Consider the following 14,551-nt stretch of genomic DNA (forward strand, 5'->3'; position numbering starts at 1 on the left):
CACTACCGTCAACACGCCGCCCTCGCCGAGGCCGGCCACTCAACCCCGTAGGTCTCCCGACAAGCCGGGGCGGTTCAATTCACTTCGGTGGATCAGGGCTCTGACTGCTTTCCGGCAGGCCCGGATCTCACGAAATCTCACGAGTCGGTCTTGCGGTCCTCGGAATCGAGGCCTAGCGCGATGAGGTGCTCGGCCGCCGAGCTGAGGGACCTGTGGGTCTTCTCCGCGTAGGCAGTGAGCCGGTCGTGCAGGTCCGGCAGGAGCCGGGCCTTCACCAGCTTGCGCGCCGGGGGCTTGCCGTCTTCCGCGACGCAGGCGGGTACCAGAGCTGACCCACTCTGGACCTGTGATTGCGGTCGCGCTTCCTGTCCCGCAGGCGTGCGCCGCGCTGGGATCTCGCGCAGCCATGGACGCGAGCTCGTCGCTCGGGGCGAGTTCCCGGCCCGCGTCATGCCCCTCGGCACCCGCAAGCGCGATGGAAAGGCCGGCTGCGCGATTCACGAAACCGTACGTGCATTCACACTGATGTGATGGTCATGCTGGTTCGGTCGTAGCCGAGCACGAGGACGGCGTTCAGGTCGTCATCGGCTGCCGGGTCCGGGGCATCCAGGCATCGCCTGATCGCCGCGCGCGCACTCCTGGGCGCATCGAGATCTTCCTGATCGGGATGAAGCCGTACCCCCCGGAACCAGGGGTCGGCGGCGTCGGGATCGTCGAGGAAATCGACACTCCTGCCGTGATCGACCCGTTCCATGTTCACCAGGTCGAGGGAGGGCGGCTCCCCGACGAGCAGTCGTTCGAGCAATCACAGATCATACCAGACAGGTAAGATAATCGATACTTACGGTTCTTGCCGTTCACTTGCGTTTAGATAGTTGACGCGGTGAGCATCTTCGTCAACATCACAAGGAGAGTCACCATGACCACGTCACCGCCCGTTCCCGTCGTCGAGTACAAGTCGGAGGACTTCGACGACTTCAACGTCTTCTATCGCGAGGCCGGGCCGAAGGACGCGCCGGTTGTCTTGCTGCTGCATGGCTTCCCCACCTCGTCGCACATGTTCCGCGACCTGATCCCGTACCTTGCCGACCGCTTCCACGTGATCGCCCCGGATCTCCCGGGCTACGGTCAGAGCTCGGCGCCGGCACACACGGAGTTCGACTACACCTTCGACAACGCCGCGCTCTACGTGCAGAAGCTCCTCACGCGCCTCGGGGTCACCCGGTACGCGGTCAACGTGTTCGACTACGGCGCGCCGACGGCATGGCGTCTGGCTCTGGCCGACCCGGATGCGGTCACGGCGCTCATCATCCAGAACGGCAACGCCTACGACGAGGGCCTCGACAACGACTTCTGGGCGCCCATCAAGCGCTACTGGGCCGATCAGATCGACGAGAACCGCGATGCGCTGCGCGGTCTGCTCACGATCGACACCACCAAGTTCCAGTACACCGACGGCATGGCGAACCTCTCGCGCATTTCGCCCGACAACTGGATCATCGACCAGGCGCTCATGGACCGACCGGGCAACGACGAGATCCAGCTCGACTACTTCCTCGACTACGGCACGAACCCGCGCCTCTACCCCGCCGTGCAGGAGTGGCTGCGGGCGAAGCAGCCGCCCGCGCTCATCGTGTGGGGCTCGAAGGACGTCATCTTCCCCGAAGCCGGCGCGCACCCGTACAAGCGGGACCTGAACGACATCCAGTTCCATGTCTTCGACAGCGGACACTTCCTGCTCGAGGACCGCGCCGACGAGGTGTTCCCGCTGATCCTCGACTTCCTCGAGCGCAAGCTCGGCTGAGGACGACGGCATCAACTCGGTGTTCCATCAGGTCAACCGGGTCGACCAGCGCGAAGAACAGCTCGACGTGCCGATTCAGATCATGGTCGGAGAACGTGGCCTCGGCCAAGCAGGGCGCTCGGTCACCCGTCGCCACGCCGGGCTGATGCACCGCCTGATTTCAGATCATCTGTCCGGAAGCTCGCCGGCACGACTATTGCTGGTGGCGATTCTCGATGATCGGCCCGGGTTGCGCCGCTGAGTGCGTCAGCGACCCTTTCATGGGTTACCGTCCATTCGTCTGGTTCTTGAACAGAATTGGCGACAATACACGGCCGACCGACTCGTGCAGCATGACCCTTGTCTCTTTTTCCTGATGAACGCGGCGATACCTCGGCGCGTGTTGGGCATGCGAGCCCGTGCGCCGGGCATCGCTTCATCAACAGGAGGATCCACATGATTCGCAGCCTGACCCGACGTGTCCTGGTCGGGACGGCCGCCACCGTCGCGGTCGCCGGATTGGCCCTCGCAGGGTTCACCGGAACGTCTGCGGCCGCACAACCGGCGGCCGCCGCGACGACGGTCAGCACCGCGGCGGTCGTGCCGACGGCTTTGACCAGCGGTTCGCGGAACGACGCGGCCAGGGCGTGGCACTTCTCGACCGTGATGAAGGGTACGAACGAGGTGCGGGTCGCGAGTGGCCCCAAGAAGGCCGGTGACAGGAACGGCAGCGGAACCGCCCGGGTGAGCATCCAGGGTGACGTGGTCACGTACTTCTTCTCCTGGAAGGGCATCAGCGCGCCGACCGAGGGTCACATCCACCAGGGTCCGGTCGGCAAGGACGGCCCCGTCGTGGTTCCGTTCTTCATGAAGAAGGTGCCCGCCGGGCGCAGCACCGTGACCGGCTCGGTGAGGGTGACCAACCAGGCCCTCCTGCGGCAGATCGAGACCCACCCCAACGAGTTCTACGTGAACCTGCACACCGCCGAGTTCCCCGGCGGCGCCATCCGCGGCCAGCTCTAGTTGTAATACCAGCGGCAGGGAACTTCCTCTCAGATGCATTGTGCCCCGCAGGGCCCGGACCCTGCGGGGCACAATGCATCTGCGCCATTGAAGGAAGCATCGCGTCTGTAGAACTCACTCAGCGGTCTGTCGTGCCCCGGCGAACGTGGTGATTGTGGTGAGCAAAGTGTCCGTGTGGCGGGCGAACTCGGGCCGGACCGGTTCGGGGGAACTCGGGAGCTACCGCTCCTCGGTCAACAGTCGTAGCAGTGCGTCCACCGTCCGGCGCTGATGCGCCGCCGAACGGGGTGGTCGATCGAGCTGTCTCCGGCGGTGGCCGGCCATGCGAGGGTCTCGAACGGCGCCGATCAGTTCGACGGTTGGACGAGCTCCAGAGAGACGTAGGCATTGATGCCGGTCATCCAGGTGTGCCGGACCGGGACGCGCTTGTACTCGGTGAAGCCCAGTTTGCGATAGAGGTGCAGCGCTGCGGCATTGGTGTCGGCCACGGACTCGATGAGGTATCCGTGGTACTGCGGCAGGGCGAGCAGATAGGACAGCAGGGCCGTGCCGACGCCGCGGCCCTGGAACCTCACCGCGGTGGCGACGAACTCGAGCGATGCCCGGTCGTCCGCCAGCGGTTCCGGCATGGTCTGCGAGAACTCGGTACTGAAGACCCGGTCGGCGATGGTGCCCTTGATCAGGCCGAGGTGGCGGCGCAGTTCCGCGCGATCGGCTCGGACGGCCAACTGCGCGCCGTCGGTGAGCGCCGTGATGCCTGCCGGCTCGCCCTCCACCACCGCAACCCAGAAGACGTCGAGGTTGAGCATGTGGGCGAAGGCGTCGGCAAGCCGCTCGCGGTTGCGGGACAGGCGGCGGAAATCGTGACCGAACCCGTCGGCGAAGACATCGGCTATCGCGCGCCGGTACGGCTCGCCCAGATCGGTGGCGGGCACGATGTCGATCATGGGGACTCCTTGAGCACCAGGCGGATCACGGTGCCGGGTCGGGGGAGGGTGAAGTTCTCGTCGAGGGTCGCGCGCATGGTCGCGAGACCGCTGAGGGCGGCGAAGTAGCAGGTGGTCAGCTCGTTCGGATCGTCGGCCCGGAACTGGCCGAGCTGCTGGCCCCGTTCGACCAGGTCCCTGGCCGCCGCGAACATGGCTGCATGCCGATCGCGGAGCAGCCCGGCACCGGCCGGGAGGGCAGGCCGCACGTACCACTGGCCCATCAGCAGGAAGAACTCCGCGAACGCGCCTTCGCCGGCCAGGCCGGTCAGGAACTCGGCGGTGAACTCGGTCAGCGTGGCTGCCGGATCCGTGCCGGCGGCGAACCGCTCGGCCTGGAGACCGAGGCCGGTCGCGGCCTGGCCGACGAGGGACTCGAAGAGCTCGTCCTTGCTCGCATAGTGCCGGTAGAGCAGGCCGGTGCTGATGCCTGCCGCCACCGCGATGTCACGGACGCTGGTGGCGGCGAAGCCGTTGGTGGCGAACAGGGTGGTCGCGGCGACCTCGATGCGGGTGCGGGTGGCGGTCCGCATCGCCTCGTTCTGCTCCGTCGATCTGGCCATAGACCCCACCTCAATAGAATGAACGGATGTTCACTATACCCTGAGGATTGCTCCAGTCGGCCGTGCGGGCTGTCATGACGGGAGCGGACCGCGGCCGACCGCGGCCGGATCATCCGTGCGAGCGCCTCGAGCGGCGTGGACTTGGGACTGCTGACCCGCACCAGGAGGCTCGGGCCGGGCCGCGCCCGCTCGCCGGACGCCCGCACGTCGCCGTCGCTTCGCTCGAGTTCGCCGTCGCACCGGAAGGGCCGCCGACCGCGCCGGAGCGTGAACGACGGTTGCCGGGTCGTGACCGGCGGAGCCTTGACGCCGAGCCATGTTAGCGCTCACAGTGGCCGCCGATGGGATGTACGTCACACTGAAGACGACGCCTGGGAGGCACACTGTGCGCACGCGGACGACGTTGCCCGCACTCGGGAAGTTGGCCGCTCTCGCGGCTGCCGCGCTCGTACTCGCCGCCTGCGGCGGCGGGGGTGGCGGGGGAGCCGCTACCGCCCCCGGCGCCGGCGCCGGCGGGGAGCCTCTCACGTTGGGCTTCTCCCAGGTGGGGGCCGAGAGCGGCTGGCGGACGGCGAACACGAAGTCGATCCAGGATGCCTCGGCGGCAGCCGGGATCGATCTGCGATTCTCCGACGCCCAGCAGAAGCAGGAGAACCAGATCAAGGCGATTCGCTCGTTCATCCAGCAGCGCGTCGACGTGATCGCCTTCAGCCCGGTCGTCGAGTCCGGGTGGGACACCGTGCTGATGGAGGCGAAGCGCGCGAACATCCCGGTGATCCTCACCGACCGGTCCGTCGACTCGACCGACACCACGTTCTACAAGACCTTCCTCGGCTCGGACTTCGTGGAGGAGGGCCGCAAGGCCGGGCAGTGGCTGATCGAGGACGCCGCGGGCGCGAGCGGGCCGGTCAACATCGTGGAACTGCAGGGCACCACGGGGTCGGCGCCGGCGATCGACCGCCAGCAGGGCTTCGCCGAGACGATCGCGCAGAACCCGAACCTGAAGGTGATCGCGTCGCAGACCGGTGACTTCACGCGGTCCGGCGGGCGGCAGGTGATGGAGGCGTTCCTCAAGACGCACCCGGACATCGACGTCCTCTACGCCCACAACGACGACATGGGCCTGGGGGCGATCGAGGCGATCGAGGCCGCAGGCAAGGCGCCGGGCACCGACATCAAGATCATCACGGTGGATGCCGTCAAGGACGGCATGCAGGCGCTGGCCGACGGGAAGATCAACTACATCGTCGAGTGCAACCCGCTGCTCGGCCCGCAGCTGATGGACCTGGTGAAGAAGGTCGCCGCCGGCGAGGAGGTGCCGCAGCGCGTCGTCACCGAGGAGACCACCTTCGACGCCGAGGCCGCGAAGGCTGCGCTGCCGAGCCGGCAGTACTGATGGAGCGCAGTCCCCTGGTGGAGATGACCGGCATCTCCGTGGCGTTCGGGCCGGTGCAGGCGCTGCAGTCGGTGGACCTGCGGCTGCACCCGGGCGAGGTGCACGCCCTCATGGGTGAGAACGGCGCCGGCAAGTCGACGCTGATCAAGACCCTCACCGGCGTGCACCCGGTCGACGCCGGGGAGATCCGGGTGCGGGGCGAGCAGGTGGCTTTCGCCGGGCCCGCCGCGGCCCAGGCGGCCGGGATCAGCACGGTCTACCAGGAGGTGAACCTCTGCCCGAACCTCTCGGTGGGCGAGAACCTGCTCCTGGGACGCGAGCCGCGCCGCGCCGGTCGCATCGACTGGCGCCGCGTGCGGCGGCGGTCCGCCGAGGTTCTGGGCCGGCTGCACCTGGACGTCGACCCGTCCTCGCCGCTCGGAGCCCACTCCATCGCCGTGGCGCAACTCGTCGCGATCGCCCGAGCGGTCGAGGTGGAGGCACGGGTGCTGGTGCTCGACGAGCCCACCTCGAGCCTGGACGCGACCGAGGTGGCGGAGCTCTTCCGAGTGGTGCGTCGGCTGCGAGAGTCGGGCGTCGCGATCCTGTTCGTCTCCCACTTCATCGAGCAGGTCTTCGAGATCTCCGACCGGATGACCGTGCTGCGCAACGGCCGGTTGGTCGGCGAGTACGCCACGGCGGACATCTCCCGGAGGCAGCTGGTCTCGGCGATGGTGGGGCGCGAGTTGGAGGTGCTCGAGCAGTTGGACCGAGCCCCCGCCGAACCGGCCGCCGACACCGAGCCCCCGGTCCTCGCGGCCACAGGGCTCGGGCGCCGGGGCGCCGTCGAGCCGGTCGACCTTGCGGTGCGGCCGGGGGAGGTCGTCGGCCTGGCCGGACTGCTCGGCTCGGGGCGCACCGAGCTCGCCCGGCTGCTGTTCGGCGCCGACCGCGCCGACACCGGTGAGCTCAGGGTCGGCGGGCGCCCGGTGCGGCTGCGCACGCCGCGGGCCGCCATCGACGCCGGGATCGCCTTCAGCCCGGAGGACCGCAAGGCCGAGGGCGTGGTGGCGGACCTGTCGGTACGGGCGAACATCGTGCTCGCCATGCAGGCCTCCCGCGGCTGGATGCGCCGCATCCCGCGACGCAAGCAGGACGACCTCGCGCGGCGCTGGATCGAGCTGCTCGACATCCGCCCTGCCGACCCCGATGCCCTCCTGGGCAACCTGTCGGGCGGCAACCAGCAGAAGGTGCTGCTGGCGCGGTGGCTGATCACACAGCCCCGGCTGTTCATCCTCGACGAGCCCACCCGGGGCATCGACGTCGGCGCGAAGGCCCAGATCCAGGCCCTCGTGGCCGAGCAGGCGCGCCAGGGCACCGCCGTCGTGTTCATCTCCGCGGAACTGGACGAGGTGGTGCGCCTGTCCGACCGGGTGCTGGTGCTGCGCGATCGCCGGCCCGTCGCGCAGCTGGCAGGGGAGGACGTCGAACTGGATCGGGTCATGGAGCTGATCGCCACCGGGGGAGGCGCCCGTGCGTGACCTGCTGCGCAGACCGATATGGCCGCTCGTCGCGTTGTTGCTGCTCAACCTGGCGGTGACGCCGAGCTTCTTCGCCGTGCGCCTGCAGGACGGCCGGCTCTACGGCAGCCTGATCGACATCCTGCACAACGGCGCCCCGCTGGCGCTGGCCGCACTGGGCATGACGCTGGTGATCGCGACGCGCGGCATCGACCTGTCCGTCGGCACGGTCGTCGCGATCTCCGGCGCCGTGGCCTGCACGTGGATCGCGAGCAGCCCGGACCCGGCGAGCCCCGCCACCGCGCTCGCCGGGATCGGGCTCGCCCTCGCGCTGGCGGCGGCCCTCGGCGCGTGGAACGGGTTCCTCGTCGCCCGGCTCGGCATCCAACCGATCATCGCGACGCTCGTGCTGATGACGGCAGGCCGCGGGCTCGCCCAGCTCGTCACGGACGGGCAGATCATCACCGTGAACAACGGGTTCTTCGCGGGGATCAGCGGCAGCGCGCTGCTCGCCGTGCCGCTGACGGTGGTCGTCGCCGCCGCGGTGTACGCACTGGTAGCGCTCGTGACCCGGCGCACGGCACTGGGGACGCTCGTCGAGGCCGTCGGAATCAACCCCGAGGCCAGCCGGCTGGCAGGCGTGCGCTCGCAGAGCATCGTCTGGACGGTCTACGTCTTCGCGGCGCTGTGCGCGGCCGTGGCCGGTCTGATGATCAGCTCGAACGTCAACGCCGCCGACGCCAACAACGCCGGCCTGTGGCTGGAGCTCGACGCGATCCTCGCCGTAGTCATCGGCGGCACGTCGCTCGCCGGCGGGCGGTACTCGATCGCCGGCACGCTGCTGGGCGCGCTCACGATCCAGACGCTGACCACCACGATCTACTCGGTCGGCATCCCGCCGGAGGTGTCGCTGGTGTTCAAGGCGCTCGTCGTGATCCTCGTGTTCCTGGCGCAGGCACCGAAGGTCCGCGCGCTGCTGCGACGGCGCCGCCGCCGCGACGACGCCCCGCCGCCGGCAGTGCCAGCTGTCCCGGCGGAGACCGCGGGGAGCGGGCGGTGACCGCGCTCGCCGAGCGGGTGCGGCACGCGGCCGGGCGCCGGGTGCCCACCCGCTTCCTGCCCGTGGTGGTGACGTTCGCGCTGTTCGTGCTGATGTTCGCCGGGGGAGGGCTGCGCTACGAGTCCTTCGCGTCCGGGCAGGTGCTGCTCAACCTGCTGATCGACAACTCGTTCCTGGTGGTGCTCGCCGTCGGGATGACGTTCGTGATCCTCACCGGGGGCATCGACCTGTCGGTCGGGTCGGTCGTCGCCCTCTCGACGATGGTGGTCGCCGCGCTGCTGCGCGCCGGCTGGTCGCCGGCCCTCGTCATGCTCCTGGTGCTGGCAGGCGGGGCCGTCTTCGGGCTCGCGATGGGCGCGGTGATCCACTACCTGGAGATCCAGCCCTTCATCGTCACGCTCGCCGGGATGTTCCTGGCCCGCGGCCTGTGCTACGTGATCGACGTCGAGTCGATCCCGATCGACGACCCGCTGTTCCGCACGGTCGCCCAGACCGCGGTGCCGCTGGGTGACGAGCTGTTCGTCAGCCCGAGCGTGCTCGTCGCGATCGTCGTGGTCGTGATCGCGGTGTACGTGCTGCACCTGACCCGGTTCGGGCGGACCGTCTACGCCGTCGGCGGCAACCCGCAGTCGGCGATGCTGATGGGGCTGAAAGTGGCACAGGCACGCGTCGGCGTGTACGTGATCAGCGGGGCCTGCTCGGCGCTCGCCGGGCTGCTGTTCACCTTCTACATGCTCTCGGGCTACAGCCTGCACGCCGTGGGAATGGAGCTCGATGCGATCGCCGCCGTCGTCATCGGGGGCACGCTGCTAACCGGAGGTTCCGGGTTCGTGCTCGGCTCGGTGCTGGGCGTGCTGGTGCTCGGCACCATTCAGACGATCCTCTCGTTCGAGGGGACCCTCAGCTCCTGGTGGTCGCGGATAGTGATCGGTCTCCTGTTGCTGGTCTTCGTGGTCTTGCAGCGGGTGCTGGCGAGACGCGGCTTCGGCTGACGGCTGCCAGGAGTGCAGGGATCGCTCGAGATGCCGAACGGAGGAGGGGGAAGAGACGGCGCACCGGCGCCGGTGGGGATGCGTAGTCTCTGCCGGACGGTCGGGCGAGAAGGTGGAGAGTGAACGGAGCCGCAGGACGTCGGTGGAGCGGTGTGACCATGACCGACGTCGCCCGCCGCGCGGGAGTCTCCACGATGACCGTCTCGAATGTGATCAACGGGCGGTCGCAGCGGGTGAGCGAGTCGACGAGGCGGCGGGTGTTGGCGGTGATCGCCGAGCTCGGCTATCAGGTCAACCGGACCGCCCGGAACCTGCGGATGGGCCGGACCGGGGCGATCGGGTTGGCCGTGCCGAGCTTCGCGCCCGGTTACTACGCCCAACTCGCGGAGCGGCTGGCGGATCGGTTCGCGGCTCACGGGATGCGGCTGGCGGTGGAGAAGACGGGCGCAAGTCGGGTGGCTGAGCTGGACGCCCTCACCGCGCCGCGGTTGACCGGCTACGACGGGTTCGTGCTCAGCGTCGTCGCGGGCGAGGTAGCCGACCTCGATCGGCTCAGCCTCGACACGCCGGTCGTCCTGCTCGGCGAGAAGGCGGTTCCGGCACGGTTCGACCACGTGATCATGGACAACGTCGGAGGCGCACGGATGGCGACCGAGCGCCTGATCCGCTCCGGCGCGCGGCGGATCGCGTTGCTCGGCGGCGTCGTCGGGGTGCCGGAGGAGACGATGCCGGGCTTGCGGACACGCGGATATCGGGACGCGCACGCAGCCACCGGTACGGCGGTTTGCGAGGAGCTGATCGTCTCCTGCGGGTTCGGCGTTCACGACGGCCACGCAGCGGTGCGGGATCTGGTCGGTCGAGATGTCGTGTTCGATGCGGTCTTCGCTCTGACCGACTCGGCGGCGGTCGGTGCGCTGCGCGCTCTGACCGAGGCTCGCCGCAGGGTCCCTGAGGACGTCCAGGTGATCGGGTTCGACAACCTCGACGACAGCAGGTTCACCGTTCCCGGGCTCAGCACCGTCGAGCCCGGGAACGACGAGATGGCGGACGCGATCTGTGCGCTGCTGATGGAGCGGATCGAAGCACCGCCGGTCGGCGGGGCGGCCCGGGTGGTCATGCCGGAACCACGGATCGTGGAGCGGGAAACCACCCGACGTCCCTGACCGTCATTCCAGGTACAGCTCGACCGTGGCGAACGAGTGCGGCGCCAGCACCGCGATCAGCTCCGCCGCCCCGAGCGCTCCGGGTCGCAGCGTGACGTCGAGGTCGGCCGGGGCCACGGTGTCCGGCGCGGTCGCCGAGTTGTGGCCCTGTGGCTTGTCGGCCGTGAGGATCCGGGCCCGGGCGGCCGTCACCACCCGGCCGCGCAGGTCGAGCCGCACGGTCGTGTCGGTGTCGAGCGTGAGGTTGCTCAGCGAGACCAGCACCTTGCCGTCCTTCGTGCTGGCGGAGACCGACAGGGGGTCGAGTTCGTCGTCGCCCATCGTCACCGCAGCCGGCTTCTCGACCAGGTGCACCGGTACCGATGCGGCGTCCTGGTGGCCCTTGTTCATCGCGAACACGTGGTAGGTCGGGGTGAGCACGAGGCCGCCGTCGTCGTCGGTGAGGATCATCGCCTGCAGCACGTTGACGGTCTGGGCGATGTTCGCCATCCGGAGCCGGGCGGCGTGCTTGTGGAAGATGTCGAAGTGCAGGCTCGCGACGAGGGCGTCGCGCAGGGTGTTCTGCTGGTACAGGAAGCGCGGGTTGGTTCCCGGCTCGGCCTCCCACCAGGTGCCCCACTCGTCGCAGACCAGCCCGACCCGCCGTTGTGGGTCGTAGGCGTCCATCACCGCGCTGTGGCCGGCGATCACGCGATCGATGTCGGATGCCTTGAGCATCGTCCGGTAGTACTGCTCATCGGTGAACTCGGTGGCCGAGCCCTTCGAGATCCCGTCGCCGGCGAACGAGTAGTAGTGGAACGAGATGGCTTCGAAGATGCCGCGAGGTCGGCTCGTGCAGCCGAGGCAGCTCACGACCTTCATCAGGGCCTCGGTCCACGCGAGGTCGTCGTCCGCGGCACCGGCGGCGATCCGGTACAGCTCGTTGCCGTCGTGGTTGTGCAGGAACGTCGCGTAGCGACTCGCGAGGTCGGCGTAGGTGTCCGCGCGCATGTGCCCGCCGCAGCCCCACGCCTCGTTGCCGATGCCCCAGAACGGGACCTTCCACGGCTTCTCGCGGCCGTTGGCCTTGCGCAGCCGGACCATCGGTGAGTCGCCGTCGCGGGTGAGGTACTCGACCCACTCGCTCATCTCCTGAACGGTCCCCGAGCCGACGTTGCCGTTGACGTAGGGCTCGGCGCCGAGGAGATCGCACAGCGCCAGGAACTCGTGGGTGCCGAAGTGGTTGTTCTCCTCGACGTCGCCCCACAAGGAGTTGACCATGACCGGGCGATCCTGTTTCGGGCCGACGCCGTCGCGCCAGTGGTAGGCGTCGGCGAAGCAACCCCCCGGCCAGCGCAGGTTGGGAATCTCCAGCGCGCGCAGGGCTTCGACGACGTCGAGCCGCAGGCCGCTCTCGTTGGGGATCGGTGAGTCCTCGCCCACCCAGAACCCGCCGTAGATGCAGCGGCCGAGGTGCTCGGCGAAGTGGCCGTACAGGTGCCTGCTGATGGTCGGACCCGTGACGTCGAGGTCGATCACGGCGCGGGCGGTCGACGTTGGCATGAACATTCCTCACGTGGTCGGCGATGCGAGCGGCAGGGATAGCGGGATGCGCGCGGAGATTCGCCGAAACTTTCGGAAAAGCCCGGCCAATCCGAGGGTCTCGTCTGGGTAGGTTTGACGTTATACTGTGTCGCTCATTACAGTCACGCCACGCATCGAGCGCAACGCCTCTTCCTCTCCCGATCCGAAACTTTCGACCGGAGGCACATCGTCGTGAGACTCCGCTCCAGCTCATTGGTACTGCTCGCTGCGGCCGCGCTCGCAGCGAGCGCGGCCTGTTCACCGGGCTCCGCATCCGGTGGCGGTGGCGATCCGAAGTCGTTCGAGTTCTGGTCGTTCAGCGGGATCGACCAGCAGCACGACGTCGACATCTACCAACGCAGCCACCCCGACATCAAGGTCGAGCTGACCGAGGTCGGCAGCACGACGGAGACCGCGCAGGCGCTGACCACGGCCCTCGCCGGCGGGAAGGTGCCCGACCTGGTGCTCATCCAGGGCGACGACATGCCCAAGTTCGTGCAGCAGCCGCAGAACTTCCTCGACCTGCGCGAGCGCGGCGCCGACCAGATGAAGGGCGACTACCTGGACTGGGTGATGGAGCAGGCGACGGCGGAAGACGGACAGATCATCGGGATTCCCACCGATGTCGGCGGCATGGCCGTCGTCTACCGCACGGATCTGTTCGCCGCGGCCGGCCTGCCCACCGACCGGGAGTCGGTCTCCAAGCTGTGGCCGACGTGGGACGCGTTCATCGAGACCGGCAAGAAGTATGTGGCCGCGACCGGCAAGCCGTTCGTCGACAACGCGCCTACCAGCGTGTTCTACCAGGCCGTCAACCAGGTCTCGCAGAAGTACTACGACGACGCGGGCAACCTGATCTACGACAGGAACCCGGAGGTCAAGGCGGCGTTCGACACCACGCTCAAGGCGCTCGAGGCCGGCATCTCGGCCAAGATCTCCTTCGGCGCCGACGCCTGGAATGCCGCGCTGCCCCGCGGCGACTTCGCGGTCGTGTCCGCGCCGGCGTGGATGCTGGACCAGATCCGCCGGGCGGCGCCCGACACGAGCGGCAAGTGGGACGTCGCGACGATCCCCGGCGGCGCGGGCAACTGGGGCGGCAGCTACCTGGCGATCCCGGCCAGGGCCGAGAACCCCGAGGCGGCCTGGAACTACATCAAGGAGATGCAGTCGCCGCAGCGCCAGCTCGAGCACTTCCTCGACGTCGGGTCCCTGCCGACCACGCCCGCCGTCTACGACGACCCGAAGCTCACCGACCAGGCCGACCCGTTCTTCTCCGGCGCGCCGACCGGGCAGATCTACACCCAGGCCGTGCTGGGGATCAAGCCGTTCCACATGGGGCCCGATACCGCCACCATCGGTTCGGAGTTCCTCAACGCCCTCACCAACGTCGAGCAGGGTTCGGGCAACCCGGCCACGGCCTGGGACGACGCCGTGAACAACATCCGCACGGCTGTCGGGAAATAACCACGATGCGCCGCCACCGTGGGTGGGTCTCGTGACCGCGACCCTGCCGGCCAAGCAGGTTCCGTCCCCCGGCGCGCCCAAGCGCGTCGGGGGGTGGACCCTCCCGTTCCGCGAGCGGATCGCGCCGTACGCCTACATCGCGCCGTTCTTCGTGATCTTCGGGGTGTTCGGGCTCATCCCGTTCCTGGCCACGTTCTACATCGCGTTGTTCGAGTGGAACCCGATCGGCGACCAGACCTTCACCGGCGTCGACAACTTCACCCGGATGCTTGCCGACCCGCGGTTCTGGAACGCGACGAGCAACACGATCAGGATCTGGCTGCTGTCGACCATCCCTCAGCTGGCGATCGCGCTGGTATTGGCGCACGTGCTCAACCACGCCCGGCTGCGGGCCGCGGTGTTCTTCCGGATGTCGATCCTGGTCCCCTTCATCACCTCGGTGGCGGCCACCGCGATCGTCTTCGCGCAGATGTTCGACCGCGACTACGGCCTGCTGAACTGGCTGCTCGGCCTGGTCGGGATCTCCTCGATCGACTTCGTGCAGACCGTGTGGGGCAGCCACCTCATGATCGCCGTGATGGTCGCGTGGCGCTGGTGCGGCTACAACACCCTGCTGTACCTGGCGGCGCTGCAGGCGGTGCCGCGCGACGTCTACGAGGCGGCGTCGATCGACGGCGCCGGCGGGTGGAAGCAGTTCCGCCACATCACCGTCCCGGCGCTGCGACCGATCATCATCTTCACGATCGTCACCTCGACGATCGGCGGGCTGCAGGTCTTCACCGAGCCGCTGCTGGTCGCCCGTACGACGAACCTCACGTGCGGGGCCGTCCGGCAGTGCCAGACGCTCACGCTGTTCCTCTACGAGCAGGGCTTCGGCCGGTACGAGTTCGGCTACGGCTCGGCGATCGGCGTCGCGCTGTTCGTGATGATCATCCTGATCGCCGCGGTCAACTACCTGCTCTCCAGCCGGATCCGAGGAGAGGGACGATGAGCGAGCGGCAGCGAGCGAGTCATGGGCGCAGCGCGTCCGCGAAGCGGTCGCCCGAGCGCCAGCGAGGG

General features: G+C 68.6%; 15 protein-coding genes. 10 read left to right on the forward strand and 5 right to left on the reverse strand.

Annotated features, from left to right (window positions below):
* Window positions 1-137: 137 nt before the first annotated feature.
* Together AC5L35_RS30210 and AC5L35_RS30215 are read right to left on the reverse strand one after the other, a co-directional pair.
* Window positions 138-275, reverse strand: coding sequence for a hypothetical protein (locus AC5L35_RS30210; protein WP_495063124.1), 138 nt, complete (start codon window positions 273-275; stop codon window positions 138-140).
* Window positions 276-517: 242 nt separating this feature from the next.
* A complete protein-coding gene (locus AC5L35_RS30215; protein WP_495063125.1) occupies window positions 518-805 on the reverse strand; it encodes an ABATE domain-containing protein in 288 nt (95 codons plus the stop codon).
* A 114-nt stretch (window positions 806-919) separates the two neighbouring features.
* On the opposite strand from AC5L35_RS30215, the gene AC5L35_RS30220 reads away from it, so the two are divergent.
* From AC5L35_RS30220 to AC5L35_RS30230, 3 genes are all read left to right on the forward strand, one after another.
* On the forward strand, window positions 920-1,804 hold the full coding sequence (locus AC5L35_RS30220; protein WP_495063126.1) for an alpha/beta fold hydrolase: 885 nt from the start codon (window positions 920-922) through the stop codon (window positions 1,802-1,804).
* 19 nt (window positions 1,805-1,823) lie between these two features.
* Window positions 1,824-2,045 carry a hypothetical protein gene (locus tag AC5L35_RS30225; RefSeq protein ID WP_495063127.1) on the forward strand — a complete coding sequence of 74 codons (222 nt, stop codon included), beginning with the start codon at window positions 1,824-1,826 and terminating at the stop codon, window positions 2,043-2,045.
* 194 nt (window positions 2,046-2,239) lie between these two features.
* Window positions 2,240-2,806 carry a CHRD domain-containing protein gene (locus tag AC5L35_RS30230; RefSeq protein WP_495063128.1) on the forward strand — a complete coding sequence of 189 codons (567 nt, stop codon included), beginning with the start codon at window positions 2,240-2,242 and terminating at the stop codon, window positions 2,804-2,806.
* 347 nt (window positions 2,807-3,153) lie between these two features.
* On the opposite strand, the gene AC5L35_RS30235 is transcribed toward AC5L35_RS30230, so the two are convergent.
* The gene (locus AC5L35_RS30235; protein ID WP_495063129.1) at window positions 3,154-3,753 is read right to left on the reverse strand and encodes a GNAT family N-acetyltransferase; all 600 of its coding nucleotides are present in this window, start codon (window positions 3,751-3,753) and stop codon (window positions 3,154-3,156) included.
* Window positions 3,750-4,355 (reverse strand): TetR/AcrR family transcriptional regulator, encoded by a 606-nt coding sequence (locus AC5L35_RS30240; protein WP_495063130.1) that lies wholly within the window; start codon window positions 4,353-4,355, stop codon window positions 3,750-3,752. Before AC5L35_RS30240 ends, AC5L35_RS30235 begins: the two co-directional genes overlap by 4 nt.
* Window positions 4,356-4,740: 385 nt before the next feature.
* Between AC5L35_RS30240 and AC5L35_RS30245 the strand changes: the two genes are divergently transcribed.
* The 5 genes from AC5L35_RS30245 (at window position 4,741) to AC5L35_RS30265 (ending at window position 10,465) form a co-directional block, all read left to right on the forward strand.
* Window positions 4,741-5,751 carry an ABC transporter substrate-binding protein gene (locus tag AC5L35_RS30245; RefSeq protein ID WP_495063131.1) on the forward strand — a complete coding sequence of 337 codons (1,011 nt, stop codon included), beginning with the start codon at window positions 4,741-4,743 and terminating at the stop codon, window positions 5,749-5,751.
* Window positions 5,751-7,271, forward strand: a complete 1,521-nt coding sequence (locus AC5L35_RS30250) for a sugar ABC transporter ATP-binding protein (protein WP_495063132.1) — start codon at window positions 5,751-5,753, stop codon at window positions 7,269-7,271. Before AC5L35_RS30245 ends, AC5L35_RS30250 begins: the two co-directional genes overlap by 1 nt.
* 1 nt (window position 7,272) lies before the next feature.
* Window positions 7,273-8,310: an ABC transporter permease gene (locus tag AC5L35_RS30255; RefSeq protein ID WP_495063253.1), complete on the forward strand. Its 1,038-nt coding sequence runs from the start codon at window positions 7,273-7,275 to the stop codon at window positions 8,308-8,310.
* Window positions 8,307-9,302, forward strand: a complete 996-nt coding sequence (gene yjfF / locus AC5L35_RS30260) for a galactofuranose ABC transporter, permease protein YjfF (RefSeq protein WP_495063133.1) — start codon at window positions 8,307-8,309, stop codon at window positions 9,300-9,302. The genes AC5L35_RS30255 and yjfF overlap by 4 nt, the downstream gene beginning before the upstream one ends.
* 158 nt (window positions 9,303-9,460) lie before the next feature.
* On the forward strand, window positions 9,461-10,465 hold the full coding sequence (locus AC5L35_RS30265; RefSeq protein WP_495063134.1) for a LacI family DNA-binding transcriptional regulator: 1,005 nt from the start codon (window positions 9,461-9,463) through the stop codon (window positions 10,463-10,465).
* A 3-nt stretch (window positions 10,466-10,468) separates the two neighbouring features.
* Here AC5L35_RS30265 and AC5L35_RS30270 read toward each other — a convergent pair whose 3' ends face one another.
* Entirely contained in the window at window positions 10,469-12,007 is a 1,539-nt protein-coding gene (locus AC5L35_RS30270) for an alpha-N-arabinofuranosidase (RefSeq protein ID WP_495063135.1), read from the reverse strand.
* A gap of 213 nt (window positions 12,008-12,220) precedes the next feature.
* Between AC5L35_RS30270 and AC5L35_RS30275 the strand changes: the two genes are divergently transcribed.
* A complete protein-coding gene (locus tag AC5L35_RS30275) occupies window positions 12,221-13,492 on the forward strand; it encodes an ABC transporter substrate-binding protein (protein WP_495063136.1) in 1,272 nt (423 codons plus the stop codon).
* Between the two features lie 31 nt (window positions 13,493-13,523).
* Entirely contained in the window at window positions 13,524-14,483 is a 960-nt protein-coding gene (locus AC5L35_RS30280; RefSeq protein WP_495063137.1) for a carbohydrate ABC transporter permease, read from the forward strand.
* Window positions 14,484-14,551: the final 68 nt, after the last annotated feature.

This window comes from Pseudonocardia sp. OZ21 (assembly GCF_059359135.1).